We start from the raw sequence: 23,575 nt of genomic DNA on the forward strand, positions 1-23,575 counted from the left end.
CTGATACGATTAGAACAGAGCGCGGTCTTTGTCGTATTTACGGACAGCATAGTTCACTGACATGATCGTCGCAAAGCCAAGAACGGACTGGAAAACACCAGCTGCAGCTGACATGCCGATATCATTCGAAGTAATCAGTGACCTAAATACGAAAGTGTCGATAACGTCTGTCGAGGAGAACAGCAAGCCGTTGTTGCCGATCATATTATAGAACATCCCGAAATCACCACGGAAAATATTTCCGACCGCCAGCAGCACCAGAATAATAATCGTCGGATACAAATTTGGAATGGTTACTTTCATAATTCGCTGAAAAATATTAGCCCCATCAATTTCGGCCGCTTCATACATTTCTGTATCTATCCCCGTAATCGCAGCCAAGTACATTACCGTTCCGTATCCGAGACTTTTCCATGCAGAAACTATAACCAGGATATACGGCCAATAGGAAGGTGTATTATAAATATCGACAGGCTGGAGTCCGATACCTCTGAGCAAAGCATTCACGGTGCCAATATCATAATTGAGCAGGTTATAAGCAATCGCTCCGACAACGACCCATGAGATAAAGTAAGGCAGGAACAACGCCGATTGTGTGATTTTGCGGAACCATTTACCACCGACCTCAAACAACATAATCGCTGCAAAAATTTGCAAACTGTTATTGACGACGATAAACGCAATGTTATATAGTGCTGTATTTCGTGTTACCCGCCAAGCATCGCCTGATTCAAAGAAAAAGCGGAAGTTGTCGAGTCCGTTCCAGGCACTTCCAAAAATACCGCCCGCGTAATCGTAATGCTTGAAGGCAATAATAATACCCGCCATCGGGACGTAGGCAAACAGAAGGAAAAAAGCAACCGCCGGAGCCAGCATCAGCAAGAGAACCCTGTAATTTTTCAAATCGCTCCAAAATGTATGCCCTTTCATCTTTGCACCCCTCTCTTCTCTATATCTCTCATTATAAAAGGGCGAAGACGCTTAGATAATTCAGCGAAACAACTAAACATAATACTAATTCAACGATTCGACAAAAAAAGGTTAGCGGATAAACCAAAAACACCCGGCAGCGATTCTCCAATAACAGAAAAATCATCGCCGGGTTTTCATTTCACCGCTGTTTTGTTAGATTTTATTTTTCTTCCGGTACTCGCCGGGCGACATGCCCATGTATTGCTTGAACTGTCTGTTAAAATAAATAATATTTTTATATCCGGCTTGTTCCGCAATCTCATACACTTTCTTAGTCGGATCTTCGAGCAGCTCGCATACCCGTTTCATCCGTAATTCACTTAAAAAATCGCTGAATAAACTGTTGGTTTCAACCTTGAACAAATGACCCAGATAGTTAGGCGTAAAATCGAAGTGGGCGGCCACTTCGTTCAGCGTTATTTTTTGATCTAATCTTTCTTTCACATATTCCGTGATTTCATCAATTAACTTCCGCTTTTGTCTTTGCCGTTTCAAATAAAGCAGCTCCGACAACTCAAAGAACCTTCTTCTCAGCCACGAGAGAATATCATGCACCGTTTCGAACTGAAACAGCACAAAGGGATGATGCGAATCCCAATTTAAAATCTCGTATAGATGCTCGTTCATTTGCTGCAGATCGGCATGAAGCTTGGAGGTAATTCGAATAATGATATCGTAGATGTCGTTTTTCTGGGAGAGCGGACTGTCCCCGGCAAACAGCTTCAGCAAACAATCATCAATGGTGGTAAGGTCGTAGTCGAGCATCGCTTTAAGCATCCGGTCCACAATAACCTCTAAATCTGAGGCGATTTTTTCCTTCGGGCTCCATTCCGAAGCATCTTGGATGATTCTGTTTTTCCCAACAATCCATTTAATACTTAAAGCAGCCTGAGCTTGCCGATAGGAATCATGCAGCTTACCCAGTTCTGTTGTGTACATCCCTCTTCCAATCGTAATTGAACAGGAAAACTCCTGATAGAATGACCGAATGAGCTCTTCCATCAAAGCGGTAAAATATTGTTCCTGAACCGCAGCTAGGATCACAAAATGATAGTCATAGGTTGTGATGACCATGCCTAAATTTTGATCTTGCGCGAACCTCCGGATAAACTGATTGGCGGTGCTGCTCCATAAACTCCGCTCTTCTTCCGTCCAAGTTTGGATTTTCCGTGCCATATCGTCGATCTCGACGATGGCGACCGCCGACGCGCCTTGTAAGTATGACGTGAGAACGTTGTGAATGTGCGTCTCGACCTGCCCCGGGGCAGTCTCGTTAAACCAGCGCAGCAGCAGCTCCTGATTCACAAGCGTCAGTGTTTCCGACAAGGAAATATGCTGCTTCCTCTCCTTCTCAATCTTGGCGCAGAGTTCAGTCAGCGTCTTATTCAACTCGTCATCATCGACGGGTTTAAGCAAATAACCGGAGGCATTTAATTGAATCGCCTCTTTGGCATAGTTGAAATCCTGATGTCCGCTAATAAAAAGCAGATGGACCTCAGGGTTAATCTCCTTCGCTTTCCGGGCAAATTCCACACCTGACATAATCGGCATGCGGATATCGGAGAGAATGATATCAACGCGGTGCTGCTCCATCATTTTTAAAGCGGAAAAACCGCTCGTTGCCGTTCTCACGCTATGCAAAGGCAAATGATCACTGCCCGCCACCCGCCGTCTCAGCCATTCCAAATCGATCACTTCATCATCCACCAGCAGAACGTTGATCTCCATCGCCATACTATTTACTCCCCCATAACTTCCCGGATTTCCGCATTATCCACCGGTAAGATAATTTGAACGGTCGTTCCTGCCCCAAAGTAACTGCCGATATGAATGCCGAAATCATTGCCGTATCTCAGCTTGATTCGTTCCTCCACGTTTCTCAGTCCATAGCTGCTCGAATGGAATGAGCTCGAACGCATATTTCGCAGTGTGTCCGCCCGCATACCAATTCCGTTATCGATGACCTTAAGCTCGATGCGTTCACCCAGCCGTTTTCCGGTAATCCGGATCGCAATCGTCTCCCCAAACCAAGCATGCTTGAATATATTTTCTACAAATGGCTGCAAAATCAGCTTGATGATGGGAACCTGTAAAATATCAGGATCAATATCATAATAAACCTCAAAAGCATCGGCATACTTTACCCTCTGAATTTCAAGGTACATCCTTACCTGCTCCAGCTCTTTTTCAAGAGAGATATAGACATGTCCTTCATTCAAGGTGAGGCGATAGAATTTAGAAAGACCTTGTACCATCTGTGTAACCTTCTCAACTTCGCCCAAATTGGCCAAGCTGCCAATGGTCGACAATGTATTGTACAAAAAATGCGGACTGATCTGAGCTTGAAGCACATCCAGTTCTCCTTGCTTTTTCTGAATACCTTGCTCATAGACGTTCTGGATCAAGTCCTGGATGCTAGTCGCCATCTGATTAAAACTATTAGCAATGTAGACAAATTCATCGTTCCCGGCAAACCCAATTCTTTTATAAAAATTCCCTTCCTGAAACGACCGGACCAAATATACGATTCGCTTAATTTTTTTGCCTGATATGCGGGCAACGAGGAAGCCGATCACCGCCATGACTAAAAAGCTGATTAAACAAACAGTGGTGATCACCTTCTGCATTCGGCTAGCATCTTTATTTAAGTATGCATGCGGCACCCGTACCTCGATAGCATAGTCAGACAACGGAATATCTTCACTAATGATCAGATAAGCATCTTGCTTCGCATGTTCATCGACAATACCTTGTTCATAAAGCGTTAATCCACTAACCATATCCACTAGGCGAAGGTCTATGCCCTGTTCAATTGGAAAGGTATCGAAATTGCCAAAAAGCTCGTCAATTCTCGCCGTGACGCGAATATAACCAATAATCGACGGGCCTCCCTTGGAAGAAACCAGCTTGCGGAAATACGAAATATTGCTTAGTTCACTGTCGCTGTCCGCCTGAAGCCACAAGCTGTCTTTGTTATTGGCAACGATCGACTTGAACCATTCCTTATTTTCAATAACCTGATCAGAAAGAATATAATAATCGCTTCTACCGATAGGTACAGACATATCATCACCGGGGATTTCAAGCATCGTCTCATTCGCGGTATAAAGCACAAGTCTCAGATTGTTCCCATACAATTGCAGAGGGGCTTTCATATAAGGAACGATGTCATCCCTCATTTTGAGCATGTTTTCCAATGCATCTCCCCTAAACTGCAGAGCATTCTGAAAATTCGTATTGAGAAACAGCGAGTTAGTCATTCGTTTGATTTCATCTGTCTGATATTCGATATTGTTCCTCGTCTGCTTCAAAGCTGTCCGGACATTCGTTTCCGCCATTTCCGTTCTGGACTCTACGAGCATCGTATAAGCTATATAACCCACCAATACATCTGTCAGCAATACTAGAATGAGGTACGGTATCATCATCTTATAGGTGAACGGAATATACTTTTTACTAAATAAAAACCTCTCCATACCCATGCTCCCTTGTATCCGAGTCAATGCTAACGTTGTTTTCATCCATTCTACAATGGAATGAAAGCGGTTACTAGATATTGTGTTTGGAAAATGGGCTTTAGAGCAACACCCTGTTTTCCAATATATTTTTCAGACTGATATGAGATTTTGAAGGTCCAAACTTTATAAGGTTGTCTTGGAATTCAGCTAACTCCTCAATCGACGCGGTTTGCACCTTTATGAGATAATTATATTCACCGCTAATCCGATATAAATCGGTAACTTCCATAGCATTTTTGCAAAAATCCGTAATCTCTTGGCAATGTTCTGTTTTTAATAGAATAAACGTAGTTGTGCCCCGATCCAGATCTCGTAGATTAAAAGCTGTATGATACCCAGAAATGATATTCCTTTCCTCCAGCTTGATCATTCGTTCTTTAACAGAGGGTTGTGACATCGAAACCTCTTTGCTGATTTGTGAAATAGACATTCGGGCATTGTACTGAAGTAATTGCATAATCTTTTTATCAATCTCATCCACAAGTTGTTCCATAGCAAGCGCCTCCTAGACCCATTTTATAAAATAAACTGATTCCACTAAAATACCTTAAATTTAATAACCATATTACTACAAAACACTTATCTTATATATATATCTCATATTTTAATACAACTATAATAAGTATATATTAAAGTTGGGAGCGATTATAAATGAGTGTAAAAGGCCTTGCACATGTAGCGATTCAAGCCAAAGACTATAAAGCAACTATTTCTTTCTATATTGACGTTTTAGGATTTAAGCTAGGTCATCATTGGAGTCTGCCATCCTTTCAGATCAAAGAAGCCTCCATGCTGATTTCACCTGACCGCAGAACCTGCATTGAGATTTTTGATAATGATGCAGTCATCGCCGCTCAAGGAAAAAAAGCCTTGTCTGATGAAGATATAGCGCACGGAGCGTTATTACATCTTGCCTTCTATGTAGATAATGTAGAGGAGATGTATCAAAAAGCCCTGGCACATGGGGCAAAAGCTTTTATAGCACCGGACTCTCTGTCTCTGGGCGAACCGCCTCTTCTAATAAAAAACGCGATCATTCACAGTCCCAATGGAGAAGTTATTGAATTTCTTGAAGAGGTTGATTTTGATATGTCCAGCAAAGTTCATGTAGAATAAACGCTAGGGAGGGTTATGAATTATAAAACATACCATTCTCAGTAAAAAGTCGCTTTTCCTCTTAATTTTTTTGATATTTCTTATAGGAGTCTACTTTTTATTCTTTGGACTTCCGTGGAAGTCTCTGGCTTTAAAAAAGCAATTTGAAATCTATTTAGAAGATAAATATCAAATCGATTTCCAGCTGGGTAAGATGGATTTTGATTTTATACATCGCACTTACCTTTCTTATGCCCATCCAGTAAATGATCCCACTCTGATTTTTTATGTAGGTCAAGATATTGAAAGCAAGGAAATTCAGGATCTTTATAAATATCAAGTTGATAAACGAAATGCTGGGAGAAAGTAAGAGAATTTGAAGCCAACTTCTAGCAGATGAAGAAGGAATGATCGTATTGATTGTGATTCAAGCCATCGCTTGGCTCATCGCCTTCGCAGCCTTGTTATCCATGGTGTCGATTGTGCTGGTGAGCTGGAGGAACGGGATATCGCCGATGCCTACGTCAAAATCTGTACGCTCGGCTGTTGCCGTTGAGGTGAATCGGATTCCGGGATATAGCAGCATTGTGGAGGCGGGATCGGGTTGGGGAACACTTGGTATGGATGTTATTCGCCAATGTCCAGGCAAAAGGCTGACAGGCATTGAAAATTCCAGTATTCCCTTATGGACATCCCAGTTGCTTACTAGGTTCGGCACACGTATGCTGCGAGCAGCCAAAGGCCAGAATCTGCTCCACGGAAGGCTCCGTTATGTACGTGGGGATATTTATAGCAGTTCTTACGAGCATGCGGATATTGTTCTTTGTTACTTATTTCCCGGAGCGATGAAACGGCTGGCGGAAAAGTTCAAGCGTGAGCTACTGCCGGGTGCGGTGGTTATTAGCATTTGTTTTGCCCTTCCAGGCATGCAGCCTGTCCGTACCATAACATGCACGGACACACTGCGTACCAAGGTATATGTATACACTTTTTAATTCAGGATTACCCCACTACTTCTTTTCAGTTAAGGTGGTAATTCTGGATTTTTTTCAGTTTATCCACTTGAAACTCCCCTTGCCAAAAACAATGAATTGCACGGACTTTATACCACTACCGAGGTAAGTGATTTGTCCAGGAGAATGAATTTTATCCTAAATATAACTTTTTGTATGTCTTCTCCATCTAATTATACAGAGGGCCCTCAAGGAGGAAAAATCATTTGCTGGAAAACGAACTGGATATCAAAAAAGCGCAGAAAGGCGACCACGAGGCGTTTACCCGTCTTTTCAGGCAACTGGAATCCCAGTTGTACAGATTAGCCAAAACCATTCTGCTAAAAGATGAAGATTGCGCGGATGCTCTTCAGGAAACAACACTGAAGGTGTATAAAGGGTTGGCCAACCTTAAGCAGCCTAAGTTTTTCAAAACCTGGGTTATACGCATCCTGATTAATGAATGCAATCAGTTACTTCGTATGCGAGAACGAACTATAGCTGTGGCGGAAATTCCCGAGGAACCGGTCGTTTCCTATGTGCATTTTGAAGATTCAGGCAACGTAGACCTGCAAAGCTTCATTAATCAGTTGGACGAATCCCTGCGGCTTGCTATCGTGCTTTTTTATTATGACGATTTATCCATTAAGCAGATTGCAGATGTGCTCGACATCTCCGAGGGAGCGGTCAGGGCACGACTCCATCGCGCACGGAGATTGTTGTCCAAACAGATACATCCTGTGCCGGAGGAGGGTCTTGCTAATGAATAATAACAATTTAGAAAAGCAGATCAGGGAGCTAGGGAAAGCTAATATACAGGAGCTTCCTCCTTTACTACGATCACGGCAGGATTCGATTTATGCATCGCTGGCCACCATTGTCCAGGATCCTGTGGAAAAGGAAAAGCGGATATATCCAAAAATCACAGCTGCTGTGACTGCAGCGATATTGTTAAGTGTTATGCTAACGGCTATCTATCCGCCTACGTTGGCCAATGCGCTCAAGCAGCTTCCCTTGATAGGTGGTATTTTTGAACGGGCAGATGATATAGGATTACAAGCGGCCCAGCGTCTGGGACTGACTTCCCGTCTAAACAGCAGTGATACGCATGAAGGGATTACCTTGTCTGCCGAAGAGGCTGTATTTGATGGCAGCCGGTTGGCATTCTCGGTGAAGCGTGAGGGAGAAGAACTGGAAGGTAAGCTAGCCGGAGTAACGATTGGAGCGGATGGGAAGCCTTTTCTAGCGGAAGGTGCGATAACCTCTGCAGAAGTATTGATCGACGGGGCTTCCCTGGAGCAATTTTCAGAAGGTCTCTGGAAAGCTATGCCGTTTCTAAGCTGGATAGAAGGTGCTGAAAGCAACACAGCTATTTTTAGACTAGTGGATTCCTCGAATTCGGGGATCTCCAACAAACCTTTTCCTGATCGATTTGTATTGACCGTAACCCTTGACTTAAACGGTATTGATGAACCGTTTGTTCTCCAAATTCCTGCGCGGAAGGCTACGATTAATAAAATTTCCACACCTGATATACGCGCACAAGTTGGAGGATGGAGTTTGATCCTGAAAAAGCTGGAATATAGTCCATTAACGACACGCCTGTCGCTCATGCTGGAACAGGATACAGACGAAGATCATACAGCATTGAGTTTAGTGGGCTTTGAAGTAAAGGATCAACAAGGACAGGTGCTGAAAGATATTTCGCAGAAAGTCCTCTCGACTTCCAATAGGTCACTTAATGTCGATTTGCTTACTGAGCCATTTGAGAAACACCCTAATATGCTCACAATCCGTGGCTATCTTTATGAGTTTGAGAACCCACAAAGTAAGAATGGAGCATTTAAAACAGACAGTTCTGGAAACCCAGTGAAGCATTATATTGACGGTCTAGAGATAAACGTGCTAGTTAAATAAAAATTAAGGAGCTTGATAATATCATGAAAAAAATGACTAAGAAGATGTCTGTAATTTTAAGTGCTGCTGTATGCCTAGGAGCGTTGGGAATGCCAGCTTTAACTCAAGCATCCAGTGCCCAACCCGCTGTTGAAGCTTCCCTGAATACAACAAAAGTGGCCGATTCACACGATCAGCTTACTTTAAAGGGCAGTGCGCAGTTTGATGGTAACTATATTAAGATCGACCTGAGCCGTGAGGGATCGCTATTTTCAGGAATGCTCGCAGGAGTAACTTTAAATGATAAAGGTGAGCCCTATCTTGCAGAAGGTACTATTGTGGGAATAGACGCCAAGCTCACTCAACCAGGAGGCATTGATTTAAAAACACCACGCTGGATCAGTGACGGTGATGCCAACAAGGCGGTTGTTGTATTGCAGACCGAATGGCTAACTGAGCAACAAAAGGCAAGCCTGGCTTCCTCTGAATTGAGTATCCATGTGAAGCTTAACGGAATCGATGAACCGTATGTACTTAAATTTTCTCTCAAGCAAGCAGGATTAGTGCGTAACATTCAGCTGCCTGCTATAAAGAAAGACAACCAATTTGAAATCAAAACCACCCGTGTTGCTGCGGGAGAGACTTCTGTGCGTATCGCTTTAGCGGTTAAAGGGGTTGCCACCCAAGGCCAGGCTTTAGGATATGACATTTATGATAATCTGGGCAATAAATTAGAATCTATTGCAAGAGATTCTATTGCAGCAACTCAAAATACGGTTTCTGAAGATTTATTGTTCGAAGCGCCTCGCTCAGCCGCTGAATATCTAGTTATCAGACCTTATCAAGCCGTATTTGAAAAAGGCAACACCGGGGCTTATAAATTAGATGCCAAAGGCAATGTAGTTAAAAATTATAACAAGCAACTGGAGATCAAAATCCCTCTAAAATAATCGTTAACGCAGCTAGGAAAAGGGGATTACCTCTCCAGCCGAAGGCTTGAGGTAATCCCCTTTGTTCAATTGAAAGAAGGCTCATTATTACTGATCATTTATAGCTAAAAAGCGGATAGTAGCTGTTGTCCCCTTACCTTCAGAGCTACTATAATAAATTTCCCCGCCGTATTTTTCTACGATATTAAAGCAAATCATTAATCCTAAACCTGTTCCATTACTTTTTAATGAATAAAAAGGAGTGCCTAGCGACTTAACCTCAGCTTCCGACATCCCGCTTCCTTCATCGATGATTGTTATCTCAATAAAATTATTGTTCCTATTCGCCATAATAGAGACAGATTTACCAACTTCCGAAGCCTCTAAAGCATTTTTTATTATATTAATAAGCAGCTGCTTAAATTCAATTTTATTAATAGAAATCATGCAATCTTCTTCTACGTAGGTAACGATTTGATTATCAGATAACATTGCGTAGGAATGGAGCAATCCTGTAACACTTTCAAGTACATCCTTCACATCTACTTTTTCTAATTTTTGCTCTCCATTTGGCTTTGAAAGGGTTAGAAATTGCGAGATAATCTGTTCTACTGTGTTTAATTCATCAATCATTAATTTAAATTTTCTTTTCATAGGATCATCAAATGAAGGATCCTCATCAAAAAACTGCAAAAAACCTCTAACCACTGTCACTGGATTTCTAATTTCGTGCGCAACGGCAGCTGTTAATTGTCCAACCATCTTTAAACGCTCAGATTGCTGTAATTGTTCATAATAAAGCTGCTGTTTTTTCATCCGTTTAAATGATATTTGAAAAATGAAAAATAATAACACTTGAACCGCTATTATATTAATGAAATTGCCTAGCATATCATAATGTAAATATGTATATAAATCCCCTCTATCAATCAAGAGGATATAGCCAAATGTAACTACCATTAGTACCCCATTTATAATGAAGGAAAAATAGAACAATTTTAAATCAAAAAATAGAATAGACAGTGCAGGAATAAGACAAATGAGGATATAGGTAGTCCATGTTTGAGGATATAAAAAGAATAGCGTATAAAAATACGCAAATCCAAATAGAATGATAATCTTTCTAAAAGTATGTGTCTCATGCTCAGGGTAAATCCATAAACAAACCGTTAGAAACGCCACACATAAAAAATGAATGATATAACCAAAATCAATCCCATCTAACTCTAGGGTAGATAGTATCAATCCAAACATCATAAGAACGATGATCATTAACATTAATATGTAATAGGTTTTTCGATTCACCCGACTGTAGAACTCTCTCATGAATTCACCACTTTTAAATTGATTTTACCATTACGATAGTTATCTTACTTGTAAACTTATTGTCGAAATAAGAATTATATCAGTTGAAATAGTAATAAACAATAACTGAAAAAAACTGTAAACTCGATGATATTATAGTTTGTAAAAAACTAAAAAACCGGGAGATACCATTTTAACAGTATCTTCCGGTTTTCTGTTTAACTTTGCATATTCTTTAAGCAAACGTCCATGTAGGAACGCTTGAAACCGGCAAGGGCTCCCTGCCCAGTCGCGGTTGAATATAACCACGGCTTCTGCGCCGGTTAAAGCTTTCCTCATAAACTAGAGAGGTGTTTCGGTCCTGATTATTTTATTATCTCTTTCCCTCTTTCTTCTATTTATCGAATACAAAACAAATAATAAAATAAACCATAAAGGCGTCAACAATAATGCCGGACGAGTTTCATCAGCAAACAGCATAATTATGAGTATGATTGCAAACAAGGCTAGAACAACATAATTCACAAAAGGTGTGAACGGTGCCTTGAATTTTGATTTGGCCTGCAATTCCGGCTTCGTCTTTTTATATCGCAAATGGCAAATTAGAACGACGCCCCAAACCCAGATGAAACAAATGGCACTAATCGTTGTCACGATGCCAAAGGCCGTCTCCGGAATCAGCTTACTCAACAAAGCCCCTACAGATAAGACAAGCGTGGATATGAATAAAGCATTACTTGGTACATGATTTTTATTAAGCTTTGCAAAGTTGGCTGGAGCCTGGTCATTTCTGCTTAGATTGTATAGAATCCGGCTTGTTGAGAACATCCCGCTGTTACAAGCAGAAGCAGCTGAAGTTAATACAACGAAATTAATAACCCCCGCGGCAATCGGAATCCCCACTAAACTAAATGTTTTAACAAAAGGACTTTCTGCCGGGTTTAGTTCTGTCCAAGCGTTGATGCATAATAAGGCAATAATAGCACCCACGTAGAAAAATAGAATTCGTAAAGGTATTTTATTAATCGCCGATGGGATAGTTTTTTCTGGATTGGATGTTTCCGCTGCTGATACCCCCACCAATTCCACACCCACAAAAGCAAACACAACCATTTGAAATGAAAGTAAGAACCCGGAAATCCCGTTTGGAAATACTCCCCCATGTGCCCAAATATTACTGAGCGCAACCGTTCCGGTAGTTGTTTTGAATCCAATCACCAGTAAAACTACCCCTATGGCAATTAACGCGAGAATAGTGATTACCTTAATTAAAGCAAACCAAAATTCCAATTCGCCAAAGCTTTTTACAGTTAATAAATTGAGTCCTAATAAAATAATTAAACAAATGACTGCGGGTATCCATTGCGGGATATCAAACCAATATTGTACATAGACCCCAACAGCTATAATATCGGCCATAGCCGTCATGATCCAGCAAAACCAATAGGTCCATCCAGTTACAAACGCCGCCCGCGGTCCAAGATAGTCTTCGGCAATGTCTGTAAAAGATTGATAACCTGCTTTTGACAACAGAAGTTCTCCCAATGCCCTCATCACAAAGAAAATAGCGATACCCACGATTAAATAAGCAAAAATGATCGATGGTCCTGCCAGCTGTATAGCTTTTCCAGATCCTAAAAATAATCCGGTACCGATGGTTCCACCAATCGCAATGAGCTGAACATGTCGATTCTCTAAATCTCTCTTTAATTCTTGTGCTGCCATTTCGAACTCCCCCTTATGTGAAAAAAATAACAAGTGAAAATGATAACAAAAAAGAGATTGGATACGCTCCAATCTCTTAGGTATAAGAATAATAAATAAAATACATTTATTTATTCTGACGATGATCAGAATAACAAATGAATTATCTAGTACTCTTCTGTCCTTTTGCCTGAGATTGTGAACCCTTCGGCGCCGGGGGATTCCCCCACGGTCTCTCCAGAAGCTGCTCCTGCTATAGTGTGATCCATAGCAATCATAGCTTGCGAATTATTTAATTTTTATGTCGCTAACTTCATTTTTAATATTTTTCAATACTAATCATTGTCAAATATTTTGTCAATAACATTAATTACCGCTTTATTATTGTTCCATTAACTTTTATTGCACACAATTAAGGGCTTGTCAGCCAAGCCCCCAATTCTTCTGTCTGCAGGCACAACCTTCAATACGCTCTCCTTAGCACTCCATGACTGACTAACACCTTACATGTTTTCGTTTGAAGCCCAGCTGCGATTTATCAACTGCCTTTTGAATATTAATTGAAGCATTCAAAATCTTGCTTTTTGCACTACCGGTATGGACTTCCACCGGACCAACTTCCTTTGCAATCTCAACCGCTTTATCATGAAGCGGCAGATAGGATACGCCCACAGTGTAGATGAAATTGTTCATTGCGTATTTCGTTCGTTCAGGGGCATCATGAATCGTATTTTTAGCAAGCTCCAACATAGCGGCCAATTTTTCTGCGGAAAATTCACTGTCCGGGCGATTTCCGAGCAGCCAGCAGTAACAGTTCCAGCCCGCCGACATTTTCAACTCTATCTCACTTGCAATCCATTTATCAGAAACCTCTTGTGCAATATCCGTCTCCGCCAACGTTACTGCCACCACAAAGTCCGATAGCATATAAAAATAAGCCCCAGCAATCCACCGCTCAAAATCCGACTCTGTCATTGCTTTAGGCTCCGCGATCACCCCGGCAAAATACATAGCGTCATAATTTCCTGTAGCATAAAGCTGCTCGGCCAAGGGTTGATTATGTTTTATTTTTCTGAAGATAGGCTTCATCTGGCCTGTGGCCACACCAAAAAGCGGTTCGTGCGCGCCATTGGATAGATATATTTTCTTGGTGCGTTCCTTGCCGAGAGCTTCAAGCTCTTGCATGACCGTTTCTAAATCCATTGTTCGCACTTCCTTTTTTATGAATATTGGCTAGGGACTCAAACTTTACTTGAATATATCATAAAAGCCCTTATAAATATCTTCTTTTATACATCAAGGTAATTTGCCCCGCTATGTATTCAGCGCTATATTGGTTGCCATCCTTAATCCACCACATAATAATCCCCAGTAGTGAGGCTGCAATAATATCAACGGAGACTACCTCCTTAGTAGAGTCAATGTTCCTCGCGTTTCTTCGTTTTTCGACAGTATTTTTTAACAGGTTGGTCAAGTGGTTTTTGAAGCCTTTATGCTCAATCAATACAGCAAAAACTTTCCGGTATTCAAAAAAATAATTTAAAAAGGTGATCAGCTGCTCCTGTTCGTTGTTGCTCTTCATTTGTAATAGCGGTTCAACCTTCATGGATAGGTCATCGAAGATTTCATGTACGATCTGGCGCAATAAATCGTTAATATCCTCATAATGCAAATAAAACGTTGCGCGATTTAGTTCCGCGCGGTTGGCGATTTTTTGGACGGTCAATTGCGAAATCTCCACATTGTCGGCCAATAATGAAAAAACAGCGTTTTTCAACATCTTTTTTGAGCGAATGGCTCGTGGGTCAACTCTTTTATGTTCAGTCATTTCATCCCTCTATTATCGTTTAAATGGCCTTTCATCAACTAATTTGCCTATTCTGTCGATTAGTCGACATTTTCAATAAAATTGCAAATAGGAATACTTTTTAAATCCTGATATGATTTATTTTATTGACACTATGTCGAAAAAGCAATGAAGAGAGGACTGCAACATGCAAGAAGACACTAAGAACATAAATAAAGGGATCTTACTAACCATCTTAATCTTTGGTTGTTTCTTATCCACACTCAATCAGACGCTTTTAAATGTCGCCTTAAGTAGTTTGATGGATGTTTTTGATGTCACAGCAACAACCGTACAATGGATTTCAACAGGATTTATGCTGATCAACGGGATTTTGATTCCGATTACGGCCTATTTAATGAAACGTTTTACAACACGGCAATTATTTATAAGTGCCATGTCATTTTTATTAATCGGTTCTATAATTTGTGCAGCAGCGCCGAGCTTTAGTCTACTCTTAATCGGACGGATGATCCAAGCTGCCGGTGCTGGCATTATAATGCCGCTCATGATGAGTGTTGTGCTCGCGATCTTCCCCGTTGAAAAACGTGGCAGCGCTATGGGACTGCTTGGGCTGGCGATGATATTCGCTCCTGCTATTGGGCCGACCCTTGCGGGATTTGTTGTCGAATACCACTCTTGGCGCTGGTTATTTATCGGGCTTATTCCACTTGTCCTCATTGTTATAGCGTTGGCGTTCAAGTATTTAGTGAATGTATCTGAGACGTCTAAGTCGAAGCTTGATGTGGTAAGTGTTCTTTTATCAACCGTCGGATTCGGCTTAATTTTATACGGCTTCAGTAGTGCAGGAAGTAAAGGCTGGGATGATGTAATCGTGATCCTAACCTTAGGGATTGGGGTCGTGGTAACAGCCGTATTCTGTCTTCGACAAATCAAATCGGATGATCCACTGCTAAACCTGTCGGTCTTCAAAAATAAAGTGTTTACGATGACATCTCTTATTAACGTATTAATCACAATGATGATGTACGCAGATATGATCTTATTGCCTATTTATCTGCAGAATGGTCGCGGGTTTACAGCATTTGATGCAGGACTACTATTGTTGCCGGGCGCACTCGTAAATGCGTTCATGTCACCCGTCACCGGTAAATTATACGACCGTTTCGGTGCAAAACCGCTGTTCATCATTGGCCTATTGTTTATTATTCCATCTATGTGGGCGGTAACAGATTTATCTGAATCGACCACGTATACTTATCTAATGATTCGTACCATAGGCCTGCGAATTGGATTAAGCTTCATTACTATGCCACTCAATACAGCCGGACTAAATGCGTTGCCCAAACAACTCGGCACTCATGGTACAGCTGTGAATAATACCGTTCGCCAAATTGCCGGGGCCATTGGTACTGCTGTCGTAATTACAATTTATACAGTGCAGGCAACCAGTCATGCAACTACACTGATGCAGAATAATCCCTCCGCTACTCCTGAGATCCTTAAATCCCTTACATCGATTCTTGGGGCAAGTGACGCCTACTACTTCATGATGATTTTATCCATTGCCGCATTTGTTATAACATTATTTATGCCCACGAAAAACAAGCTCATGATTGAAAAGAAAGCAAACCTAGTTAGCAAGGAACCTCAGTTGTAACTAGTAATTGCAGAGTAAATGAAGAAAAGCCATTCCTTAGCGGAGTGGCTTTTGTTATGAATGGCTTGCTTTGGATCATTGGAGCACGTATTCCTACGAGCATCAATATTTCCTTATCCATATCAGTATCCCCCTCTCCATATCAAATGTGTAGAATCTATTATAAAAACGAAAAAATATTTAAACTTTACACATAAGTTAATATATGGTATTTTAATAGTGTTATTAAAAGGAATATTAATCCATAATAAGGAGCTGATTCCATTCATGAAACTATCTTTAAAAAAGAGATTGATGCTTGTTGGAACCTTTGTTTCAGTCTTTCTTTTTTCTTTTGTTTCCCAAGCATATGCGACTAATTTAATTGGCTACCCTACAGCTACACAAGCTAAGAATAATTGGTGCTGGGCTGCGACCAGCGTTACCATACTTCAATATTACGGAATCTCTGTAAGCCAATGTTCTTTTTATGATCATGTGAAGGGAACCTCCGGCTGTACAACAGACGAGAGTGAATCTTATGGAACTGTTCAAGAAGGCATTCATGATTATGGTGTCTCCAGTTGGAATCATACAGGAGCACTATCTTACAGCGATGTAAAAAACCAGATTGATAATGTTGGCAGTCCTATATATGTAAGCTGGAAATGGAATAGTGCTACCGGTGGCGGGCACGCAGTAGTTATCTATGGGTACGACACATATAGTGGAAATGATTGGATTCAACACATGAACCCGAGTGGGGGCACAAAAACCTCCATGTTATACACCAACATTAAAGGTGGCTCCAGCTACGATAGAACCTGGAGATGGGGACTTCATGGCTTCAACAAATATATTTAAGGAGGGCTTCCCATTAAGAAAACGCTGCTGTTAACTGTAACTTCATTCGTTTTATTTCTGACTTTTTTCTCACCTGTATGGGCTCAGACCGTAACTGAAGATGTTGTTTCTTTTGCAAATACAGAAGGATTAACATTGATTAAAGAAGGGCTATCTAAAGATCCTGAAGGGTATGGTTACAAGAATGAAGCAGAGATTAGTGAAATTACCGTAGGTCAAGGAATGCAGATTCATTTTATTGATGGTGCTAAGCTTAGGGCGGCTTCCGATAGTCTGATTGAAACGGTCACACCCCAAGACAACTGGGAGTTTCTTATTTTATCGGGCGGAATACCCAAATCTAAAATGATCATTCAAAAGGATTCAAACGGGTCCTATCAAGTTACTGAGTTTGGAGGAAATCCTAATACTTTGGCCTATGCTATTCATTCACTAGAAGCTGAGGGTGAAGTGAGTGAGCCTACACTTATCCGTGAGCGGGACGAATATATAGCTGCCTTCAAGAAAGACAATCAGGAACTAATCATCGCCCCACAACAAGCCTCATCAGCAGAAACAAAAGGACTAAGCAATATTTCGGAGCCTCAAGCACCCGGGCATTTAATTGATGTGTTACAAACGATGCAGAACGATTCTTCCGATGACGAGCAGGATGGGTCGGGAACCATTGCTTCCGCATATTATGCGGACGATAATAATCATCTAACAAGGTCTATCACCATTAGCGCCATTATTGCTCTAGTAGCGGTATTTGTGTTCTGGGCCTATCTCAGAAGACGTAAACAACCTAAATAAATGTAAAAATAAGTAGGCCGCCCTCCTTCATTGGATTGCGGCCTACTTTGATAGATAGTACCTCTAAAAAGCCTCCCTCTCCCCATATGATTAGGACATAAAGGCTGCCAAAGACCTCGTTAGCATAACACCATTTGTAATGGTATCTTGCGGCTAAACATCTCGTCCAGTACCCATGCCACTTTTATACATTTTTTCTGCTTCAATAGGACTTTCTTTTGCCGTGATATGATACGGAATTACCCGATAAACTTGAACCGGACCGCCAAATACAGCCGATCTATACTTTTCCACATGCTGCTTGGACAAGGGGCGATTATAATAACCCGGTACGTATTTATTGATCAATTCCTGAAGTACGTGTGTGGCTTCATCCAAATCTGAAATCGGTTCTGCTTGTCCAAAAATCATTACGCTCATGTAAGCTGTATCCGTTTTGGCTGGTACCGGGTCTGTAATAGTTCCGTATTCCTCACATACCGTAAAACATACCTCCGGATTATCACGCATGACCTGATTACGTCTTCCATCTCCAGCCCCGTGAATATACAGTTTCCCTTCAGTCCATACATAATTAAGTGGCACAACATAAGGGAGGTTCCCATCAACCAACCCCAGATAACCTAATCTCGTTTGGTGAAGGAACCTTTCAATCTTCTCTTGATCTAGGCATTCCCTGGTCTTGTAACGAACCGAATTCATATCGAATCTCTCCTTTTATTTAAATTGCGGATACCAGCGTTGTTACGGTAGTATATCAATGAATGGATTGCATTAAAATATCCAAAATTCGCTGTTTAGAACAATCCATAATTCGTTTTTTATGATTGGAGTTTCTATTTGGAGGTATGTACGATGATGAAAGTAATTCGCAATGATAAGAGACCGATCTGGCAGCAATTGCTTGATCAAGCGATTCATAATATTACTAGCGGAGTCTGGGCACCAGGAGAATTACTGATTCCTACCCGCGAACTTGCGCACATCGTAGGTGTCTCCCGCTCAACTATACAGATCGTCTATGAGGAATTGTTAAGTCGAGGTTATACAGTTACCTCCCGCCGGGGAGGGACGCGAGTTAGTACGTGGAAGCAAGTCACTATGTCCACGAAGGAAATAGAAACAGAGGGCCCCACACCTCCGTCACTCTCCTTGCTAGACTCAGCTGTTGATCAATTACATGACTGGTTCAGAGGTAAAGAACAGCTAGAAGTGGATATTGATTTCAGTCCCCATGAACCCTATTTGGATGAACAATTTCAAAAAAACTGGCGGCAATCGCTGCTCCAGGCATCCGCTGAAATGGATTTATCAAGCTGGGCTTACGGTAACTGCTACGGGTACACACCATTACGTGAGCAAATACAGCGTTATTTATCACTTGAACGGGGCATACATGTCCAAACCAATCAGATTCTGTTGACCTCAGGAGCTCAGCATAGTATTGACTTAATCGCACAGTCACTTTTAGCTGATGGGGACACTGTCTCAGTAGAGGATCCAGGTTTCCCAGCTGCTTGGATGGCAATGAGATACCGCCGTATGAATGTGGTACCCGTTCCCGTTGATGAGTATGGTCTAGTGGTTGAGCATATTCACCCGCAATCCAAGCTGGTCTTTGCCACCCCTTCCCACCAGTGCGCAGTAGGGGTCGTTATGTCGGAGCCCCGCCGGCAACAATTGCTGTATAAGGCCGTTCAAGAACGATTTTGGATCATTGAAGACGATTATGATAGTGAATTTCGATATCGCGGGGAGCCGCTGCCAACGCTGTTTAGTCAGGTATCTAATAATACTTTGTACCTCATGAGTTTCTCTAAAATGATTGCACCAGGCATTCGTATTTCGGCTATTGTTGGATCAGTCGAGGCAATTGCTCAGCTAGCGAAGGTGCAGGAACTGACTTACCGTCATCTTCCGATTATGGATCAGCTAACACTAACCCACTTCATTAAAAATGGTCATTTTATGCGCCATATGCGAAGAGTCAGAAATGTGTACCGGCGAAGACACGAGGTCATGGCAAAAGCTATTATGGCTAGCGGATTAGGGGAGCGCTTCACGCTCAGTGGAGTAGAAACTGGATTACATATGTTATTAGAAGCTGAGGAAACATTCGACGAAGAAGCTGTGACAAAGTTAGCCCTACAACATGGAATACGTGTGTACCCTCTTGGGCCCTATTGTTTGAATAGCAAAAGAAAAGGATGGGTATTAGGGTTTGCAAAAGTAGATGAGGCAGCGATTGAGCAAGGCATTCATCGTCTTGCGGAGTTGATCCTATAAAATCACCTCCGCAGCACTCACACAATTTGTTGAACAGTCCATAGACTATTTTAGATTTATGAAACCATTGAAACTTCAAACAAAAGTTAATATATGGTAAATTTAAACTATGATAGAACCTGGAGATGGGGACTTCATGGCTTCAGCAAATATTTTTCAGGAGGGCTTCCCATTAACAAAATGCCGTTGTTAACCATAGCTTTATTTTTATTATAAGCGGTATTTGTGATCCGGTCCTATCTCAGAAGACGTAAGCAACCTAAGTAAAATAGAAATAGACGGCTCTCCTTAAAATACCCTCCAATTTTGCACACCAAGATTTCTCGCCCTACTTATGATATGGCTCACCGCGCTGTCCGTAATCGCAAGTTTTAGGACCATCTTTTGTGGGCTGGCCCTTTTTCACCCTTTTTCTTTATGAAAATCATATCGGTAGCTAAAAAAACTCCCGATGCATCCCCTTATCGGGAATACATGGGAGTCTTGAGCGATTCAATCAGGTCCTACATTACATAGCTTTTTCAGCCAGATCACTAACTAAATTTCTCATCCACTTACGGGAGTAAATCCGGGCGTAGCCGAAGCCAAAGCGGACAACCTCCTCCAGCGAGATGACGAGATACACAAGGTAGACAGGTTGCTTCCAAATGTATGACAGCAACAGCCCGGATGGGACACCTATCAGCCACGTTGCGGTAGACTCCATGCCGAATACGAACTTGCTGTCTCCTCCGCTGTTTAGAATACCGCCGGCTATAATCATATTGGATACTTTGACCCAAAGAAATCCAGCAAACACGATAACGATATACATGCTCATTTGTTTAGCGTCCTCGGAGATATTGAACGCAGAGACATACAGCTTCGAGCCTGCCGCAATAATAACCCCGACGATCAGAGAGATAATGATGCCTAGACGAATGAACTTTTTCGCGTGATCGAGTGCGATATCAGATTCATTCGCACCCAAACGGTTGCCGACCATTACCCCTGCTGCACTAGCCAGACCCGATAATAGGCCAATGCAAAGACCCTGAAGTGGGAAGGTAATGGTCATCGCAGTCATTTCCATCGTCCCCATACGGCTATAAATAATCGCATATGCTGTTTCGCCCAATACCCAGATTAATTCAGTCAGTAGCAGCGGATAGGTCGTTCCAAAAAACTTGCGAATGAGCGGTTTAGGAACAATGAATAAGTTCTTTAACCCGACAGCTCCCGGTAAACGATACCGGTACACGGCACCAATGATCAACAAGCATTCGAAGACCCTAGAGATAAGAGTAGCAATGGCAGCGCCCTTCAGACCAAGCGCAGGAGCACCGAAATGTCCGTAAATAAGTACGTAATTCAGTATAATATTCAAGCCAACTGCAATTAGACTTACATACATCGGCCATTTGGCATGGCCAGTACTGCGTAAAATCGCGGAATACATCATCGTGAGCATGACAGGCACAAAACCGATCGACATTATCTGGAGAAAGATATAACCCTCATCTATTACATTCATGTCTGTAGTGAATAGGCTCAGAAAGAGCGGCGAATCGATAAAGACAGCCGCAGAGAACAGGAACGAGAACGCAAAGCCAGTGATCAGTCCGAGACCCAGTACTTGAGAGACGCTTTTGGAATCTTTATTTCCCCAAAACTGGGCTGCATATATGGATACACCCGTCGATAAACCGGCCAAGACAACCGCGATGATCCCGTATATTTTGGTCGACATCCCCACCGAGGCAATTGCCACATCTCCCAGCTGCCCAACCATCAATTGATCCGTCAAATTAAGCAATGCCATCAGCAAGCTTTGAAGCGTAACGGGCACAGCGATTTTATACACACTTTTGTAGAAATCTTCTTTCTCTGACATGTATCGTTCACAACCCCCATATTCTCGATTTTTCCAGAACTTATAGCCATTCGCAGTCTATGACTTAGTTTGAGGTTAGATCACCTTTTTGTAGCGCATGAGCGTGTAGTTATCTTTTGGTTGAATTTCTACAACCTTGAACTTTTTCGCAAAGTTCAATTGCTGATACCCGTCTCCATCCACTAAAGTAATGTTTGTGGAGCCGCCTATGATGATTGGAAGCTGCATTAGAATAATCTCATCGACGATATCCTGATTGAAAATATGCCAGTTTAAGAATCCGCCGCCTTCGACCATCAGACTGGTAATCCCATAGTTCTCCTCCAACTGACGTTCAAGCTCCACAAAATCTACTTTATCCTCGCCGCAGATAAGGCACTCCTTTCCTCTTTGCCGGATCTGTTTGATTTTTTCTTCATCCCGTCCTTTCTCGGTCGTGACAATAATCGTCTTCCCTTGGTCCGAGAGTACATTGCAATCTAGCGGAATATCCAAGGTAGTTGTCGGAATGATACGAATTGGATTTTTATTTTCCTCATACCGATTAGTAAGAAAGGGATTGTCCGTCAAAATTGTATTTTTGCCGACCATAATTCCCTGCACCTTCCCCCGGAATAGATGAATAAATTCCATATCCTCACTGGAAAATAAAGAAAAAAGCTCTTTACTCGAATTACCAGCGCCCATAGTGAGCTTTCCATCAATAGAAATTTGGCTGAATATCGTTGTTTTCATTTGGCTCTCCCCATCTCTAATTAGCTTTTAAATGCGCCCCAAGAGGCTTGAATAGTCTGTTCTATTTTGTTCAATGCTTGTTCAGGATTGCTCAAGGGCAGCTCGATAAGACCCGCATTTAACGCCTCCCATACATGGATCATGAAGGGATAAGTCGGCATCGGCCGTGAGTGATCCAAAAGCGATAAAATCATCTTTCTGTTAGGCGCAGCAGAGGCAGCTAGATGGTTCAGCACCTCTTCCTGAGCCGGAATCCGCTGTACACCCAGCGTCCACATAGTTTGGCATTCGTCACTCAGCATAAAGCGCGTGAATGATAAAATATCTTCCCGCTCCTCGGACGTTAATGAATGATTAGGGTAGATCAGGCCAATAGAAGAAGACATGGATAATGATTGCCGCCCTTCGATGCTCGGAAGCTGGCAAACCGCAAGCCTATTGTTCATATGTTTATCTAGATGGTTATAAATCCACTCGCCACAAATAATGGCGCCGATCTTACCGTCAATGAACTGCTCAAGCAGTCCTGTGGAGCCGTCGAGACTAACGAGCACGCCTTGATCCATCTTGTCGCGAATAAACTGAAGCGCCTGCTTCATTTCAGAGGTGACGATATTCGGCTTTCCATTCTGTACAGGCCAACCGCCGAAAGCTGTAAGGAACGGAATAAACCAATAGCCTTGCTGTAAGTCTGCTCCAATCGGTATGATACCTTGGGCGGATAACTTTTCTGCTGCCTCTTCGAACACGTCCCATGTCGTCGGCGCACTAGGGTAAATCAACGGGTTGTAATACACAACCAGATGATTACCCCGCAATACAGGGATACCATACTGAACACCATTCATTTGCATCGTTGAAAGGGCTCCCTCAGTCAGCGTATCGTCAAATAGCCCGCCCGGTACTTCGGAGTAAAGACCGTTCTCCACATAGGAGGACATGTCAGCAGGAACCATCGCCAGATGCGGACCTTGCTGGGTGTCCTTAATTTGGTTCAGGCGCGCAGTCAGCTCCGTAATATTCATCACTTGTGGTGTAATTTGTACGCCGAAGCGCTCTGTATACAGCTTACAAATTCCCTCCAGCACCTCAATCGAGGTATCTCCTGGACCATCAAACTCATGCCATACCACGACTTCCTTATTGTTCTTTTCCATTGCAGCCT

Annotated in this window: 21 protein-coding genes and 1 riboswitch; of the genes, 9 read left to right on the top strand and 12 right to left on the bottom strand. The window is 42.1% G+C overall.

What is annotated here, in order from left to right:
* Positions 1-9: 9 nt before the first annotated feature.
* The 4 genes from NYE72_RS29975 to NYE72_RS29990 all read right to left on the bottom strand — a co-directional run bounded on the left by NYE72_RS29975 (position 10) and on the right by NYE72_RS29990 (position 4,983).
* Entirely contained in the window at positions 10-930 is a 921-nt protein-coding gene (locus tag NYE72_RS29975; RefSeq protein WP_036682339.1) for an ABC transporter permease subunit, read from the bottom strand.
* Positions 931-1,125: 195 nt separating this feature from the next.
* Complete coding sequence (locus NYE72_RS29980) at positions 1,126-2,706, bottom strand: response regulator (protein ID WP_339211030.1); 1,581 nt, start codon at positions 2,704-2,706, stop codon at positions 1,126-1,128.
* A gap of 5 nt (positions 2,707-2,711) precedes the next feature.
* Positions 2,712-4,448, bottom strand: a complete 1,737-nt coding sequence (locus NYE72_RS29985; RefSeq protein ID WP_326046189.1) for a histidine kinase — start codon at positions 4,446-4,448, stop codon at positions 2,712-2,714.
* A 100-nt stretch (positions 4,449-4,548) separates the two neighbouring features.
* Positions 4,549-4,983 (bottom strand): Lrp/AsnC family transcriptional regulator, encoded by a 435-nt coding sequence (locus NYE72_RS29990; RefSeq protein WP_076179256.1) that lies wholly within the window; start codon positions 4,981-4,983, stop codon positions 4,549-4,551.
* Positions 4,984-5,141: 158 nt separating this feature from the next.
* Between NYE72_RS29990 and NYE72_RS29995 the strand changes: the two genes are divergently transcribed.
* The 5 genes from NYE72_RS29995 to NYE72_RS30015 all read left to right on the top strand — a co-directional run bounded on the left by NYE72_RS29995 (position 5,142) and on the right by NYE72_RS30015 (position 9,423).
* Entirely contained in the window at positions 5,142-5,606 is a 465-nt protein-coding gene (locus NYE72_RS29995; RefSeq protein ID WP_036682343.1) for a VOC family protein, read from the top strand.
* A gap of 386 nt (positions 5,607-5,992) precedes the next feature.
* Positions 5,993-6,580, top strand: a complete 588-nt coding sequence (locus NYE72_RS30000; RefSeq protein ID WP_038573872.1) for a class I SAM-dependent methyltransferase — start codon at positions 5,993-5,995, stop codon at positions 6,578-6,580.
* Positions 6,581-6,804: 224 nt separating this feature from the next.
* On the top strand, positions 6,805-7,347 hold the full coding sequence (locus NYE72_RS30005) for a sigma-70 family RNA polymerase sigma factor (RefSeq protein ID WP_235219471.1): 543 nt from the start codon (positions 6,805-6,807) through the stop codon (positions 7,345-7,347).
* Positions 7,340-8,494, top strand: a complete 1,155-nt coding sequence (locus NYE72_RS30010) for a DUF4179 domain-containing protein (protein WP_076140594.1) — start codon at positions 7,340-7,342, stop codon at positions 8,492-8,494. The genes NYE72_RS30005 and NYE72_RS30010 overlap by 8 nt, the downstream gene beginning before the upstream one ends.
* Before the next feature lie 23 nt (positions 8,495-8,517).
* On the top strand, positions 8,518-9,423 hold the full coding sequence (locus NYE72_RS30015; protein ID WP_076140593.1) for a DUF5643 domain-containing protein: 906 nt from the start codon (positions 8,518-8,520) through the stop codon (positions 9,421-9,423).
* A gap of 87 nt (positions 9,424-9,510) precedes the next feature.
* On the opposite strand, the gene NYE72_RS30020 is transcribed toward NYE72_RS30015, so the two are convergent.
* The 4 genes from NYE72_RS30020 to NYE72_RS30035 form a co-directional block, all read right to left on the bottom strand.
* Positions 9,511-10,728, bottom strand: a complete 1,218-nt coding sequence (locus NYE72_RS30020; RefSeq protein WP_076140591.1) for a HAMP domain-containing sensor histidine kinase — start codon at positions 10,726-10,728, stop codon at positions 9,511-9,513.
* Between the two features lie 321 nt (positions 10,729-11,049).
* Positions 11,050-12,432 (bottom strand): amino acid permease, encoded by a 1,383-nt coding sequence (locus tag NYE72_RS30025; RefSeq protein WP_036682353.1) that lies wholly within the window; start codon positions 12,430-12,432, stop codon positions 11,050-11,052.
* 147 nt (positions 12,433-12,579) lie between these two features.
* A riboswitch (glycine riboswitch) is annotated at positions 12,580-12,662 on the bottom strand.
* A gap of 244 nt (positions 12,663-12,906) precedes the next feature.
* Complete coding sequence (locus tag NYE72_RS30030) at positions 12,907-13,614, bottom strand: DNA alkylation repair protein (protein ID WP_038573880.1); 708 nt, start codon at positions 13,612-13,614, stop codon at positions 12,907-12,909.
* A gap of 70 nt (positions 13,615-13,684) precedes the next feature.
* On the bottom strand, positions 13,685-14,239 hold the full coding sequence (locus NYE72_RS30035; protein WP_038573882.1) for a TetR-like C-terminal domain-containing protein: 555 nt from the start codon (positions 14,237-14,239) through the stop codon (positions 13,685-13,687).
* A 166-nt stretch (positions 14,240-14,405) separates the two neighbouring features.
* Here NYE72_RS30035 and NYE72_RS30040 point away from each other — a divergent pair, with 166 nt between their 5' ends.
* The 3 genes from NYE72_RS30040 to NYE72_RS30050 all read left to right on the top strand — a co-directional run bounded on the left by NYE72_RS30040 (position 14,406) and on the right by NYE72_RS30050 (position 17,516).
* Positions 14,406-15,878: a DHA2 family efflux MFS transporter permease subunit gene (locus NYE72_RS30040; RefSeq protein WP_038573885.1), complete on the top strand. Its 1,473-nt coding sequence runs from the start codon at positions 14,406-14,408 to the stop codon at positions 15,876-15,878.
* 267 nt (positions 15,879-16,145) lie between these two features.
* Positions 16,146-16,721 (top strand): C39 family peptidase, encoded by a 576-nt coding sequence (locus NYE72_RS30045; RefSeq protein ID WP_076105127.1) that lies wholly within the window; start codon positions 16,146-16,148, stop codon positions 16,719-16,721.
* Between the two features lie 135 nt (positions 16,722-16,856).
* Positions 16,857-17,516 (top strand): hypothetical protein, encoded by a 660-nt coding sequence (locus NYE72_RS30050; protein WP_076105128.1) that lies wholly within the window; start codon positions 16,857-16,859, stop codon positions 17,514-17,516.
* Positions 17,517-17,669: 153 nt separating this feature from the next.
* On the opposite strand, the gene NYE72_RS30055 is transcribed toward NYE72_RS30050, so the two are convergent.
* Complete coding sequence (locus NYE72_RS30055) at positions 17,670-18,218, bottom strand: pyridoxamine 5'-phosphate oxidase family protein (protein WP_076140589.1); 549 nt, start codon at positions 18,216-18,218, stop codon at positions 17,670-17,672.
* Positions 18,219-18,371: 153 nt separating this feature from the next.
* Between NYE72_RS30055 and NYE72_RS30060 the strand changes: the two genes are divergently transcribed.
* A complete protein-coding gene (locus NYE72_RS30060; RefSeq protein ID WP_076140587.1) occupies positions 18,372-19,802 on the top strand; it encodes a PLP-dependent aminotransferase family protein in 1,431 nt (476 codons plus the stop codon).
* Between the two features lie 508 nt (positions 19,803-20,310).
* Here NYE72_RS30060 and NYE72_RS30065 read toward each other — a convergent pair.
* The 3 genes from NYE72_RS30065 to NYE72_RS30075 form a co-directional block, all read right to left on the bottom strand.
* On the bottom strand, positions 20,311-21,675 hold the full coding sequence (locus tag NYE72_RS30065) for an MATE family efflux transporter (RefSeq protein WP_076140586.1): 1,365 nt from the start codon (positions 21,673-21,675) through the stop codon (positions 20,311-20,313).
* 75 nt (positions 21,676-21,750) lie between these two features.
* Positions 21,751-22,410 (bottom strand): dihydrofolate reductase family protein, encoded by a 660-nt coding sequence (locus NYE72_RS30070; RefSeq protein WP_036682374.1) that lies wholly within the window; start codon positions 22,408-22,410, stop codon positions 21,751-21,753.
* A gap of 20 nt (positions 22,411-22,430) precedes the next feature.
* The gene (locus NYE72_RS30075) at positions 22,431-23,567 is read right to left on the bottom strand and encodes an extracellular solute-binding protein (protein WP_038573897.1); all 1,137 of its coding nucleotides are present in this window, start codon (positions 23,565-23,567) and stop codon (positions 22,431-22,433) included.
* Positions 23,568-23,575 lie beyond the last annotated feature (8 nt).

The sequence above is a fragment of the Paenibacillus sp. FSL L8-0333 genome (genome assembly GCF_037965665.1).
In the GTDB taxonomy this organism is placed as follows: domain Bacteria; phylum Bacillota; class Bacilli; order Paenibacillales; family Paenibacillaceae; genus Paenibacillus_AQ; species Paenibacillus_AQ odorifer.

What these genes read in the sequence shown, in the direction of transcription:
- NYE72_RS30010 (WP_076140594.1), top strand. Translation starts at nt 7,340, where the DNA reads ATGAATAATAACAATTTAGAAAAGCAGATCAGGGAGCTAGGGAAAGCT.
- NYE72_RS30045 (WP_076105127.1), top strand. Translation starts at nt 16,146, where the DNA reads ATGAAACTATCTTTAAAAAAGAGATTGATGCTTGTTGGAACCTTTGTT.
- NYE72_RS29995 (WP_036682343.1), top strand. Translation starts at nt 5,142, where the DNA reads ATGAGTGTAAAAGGCCTTGCACATGTAGCGATTCAAGCCAAAGACTAT.
- NYE72_RS30025 (WP_036682353.1), bottom strand. Translation starts at nt 12,432, where the DNA reads ATGGCAGCACAAGAATTAAAGAGAGATTTAGAGAATCGACATGTTCAG.
- NYE72_RS30070 (WP_036682374.1), bottom strand. Translation starts at nt 22,410, where the DNA reads ATGAAAACAACGATATTCAGCCAAATTTCTATTGATGGAAAGCTCACT.
- NYE72_RS29985 (WP_326046189.1), bottom strand. Translation starts at nt 4,448, where the DNA reads ATGGAGAGGTTTTTATTTAGTAAAAAGTATATTCCGTTCACCTATAAG.
- NYE72_RS30020 (WP_076140591.1), bottom strand. Translation starts at nt 10,728, where the DNA reads ATGAGAGAGTTCTACAGTCGGGTGAATCGAAAAACCTATTACATATTA.
- NYE72_RS30060 (WP_076140587.1), top strand. Translation starts at nt 18,372, where the DNA reads ATGATGAAAGTAATTCGCAATGATAAGAGACCGATCTGGCAGCAATTG.
- NYE72_RS30000 (WP_038573872.1), top strand. Translation starts at nt 5,993, where the DNA reads ATGATCGTATTGATTGTGATTCAAGCCATCGCTTGGCTCATCGCCTTC.
- NYE72_RS30065 (WP_076140586.1), bottom strand. Translation starts at nt 21,675, where the DNA reads ATGTCAGAGAAAGAAGATTTCTACAAAAGTGTGTATAAAATCGCTGTG.
- NYE72_RS30040 (WP_038573885.1), top strand. Translation starts at nt 14,406, where the DNA reads ATGCAAGAAGACACTAAGAACATAAATAAAGGGATCTTACTAACCATC.
- NYE72_RS29980 (WP_339211030.1), bottom strand. Translation starts at nt 2,706, where the DNA reads ATGGCGATGGAGATCAACGTTCTGCTGGTGGATGATGAAGTGATCGAT.
- NYE72_RS30075 (WP_038573897.1), bottom strand. Translation starts at nt 23,567, where the DNA reads ATGGAAAAGAACAATAAGGAAGTCGTGGTATGGCATGAGTTTGATGGT.
- NYE72_RS29975 (WP_036682339.1), bottom strand. Translation starts at nt 930, where the DNA reads ATGAAAGGGCATACATTTTGGAGCGATTTGAAAAATTACAGGGTTCTC.
- NYE72_RS29990 (WP_076179256.1), bottom strand. Translation starts at nt 4,983, where the DNA reads ATGGAACAACTTGTGGATGAGATTGATAAAAAGATTATGCAATTACTT.
- NYE72_RS30015 (WP_076140593.1), top strand. Translation starts at nt 8,518, where the DNA reads ATGAAAAAAATGACTAAGAAGATGTCTGTAATTTTAAGTGCTGCTGTA.
- NYE72_RS30035 (WP_038573882.1), bottom strand. Translation starts at nt 14,239, where the DNA reads ATGACTGAACATAAAAGAGTTGACCCACGAGCCATTCGCTCAAAAAAG.
- NYE72_RS30030 (WP_038573880.1), bottom strand. Translation starts at nt 13,614, where the DNA reads ATGGATTTAGAAACGGTCATGCAAGAGCTTGAAGCTCTCGGCAAGGAA.
- NYE72_RS30055 (WP_076140589.1), bottom strand. Translation starts at nt 18,218, where the DNA reads ATGAATTCGGTTCGTTACAAGACCAGGGAATGCCTAGATCAAGAGAAG.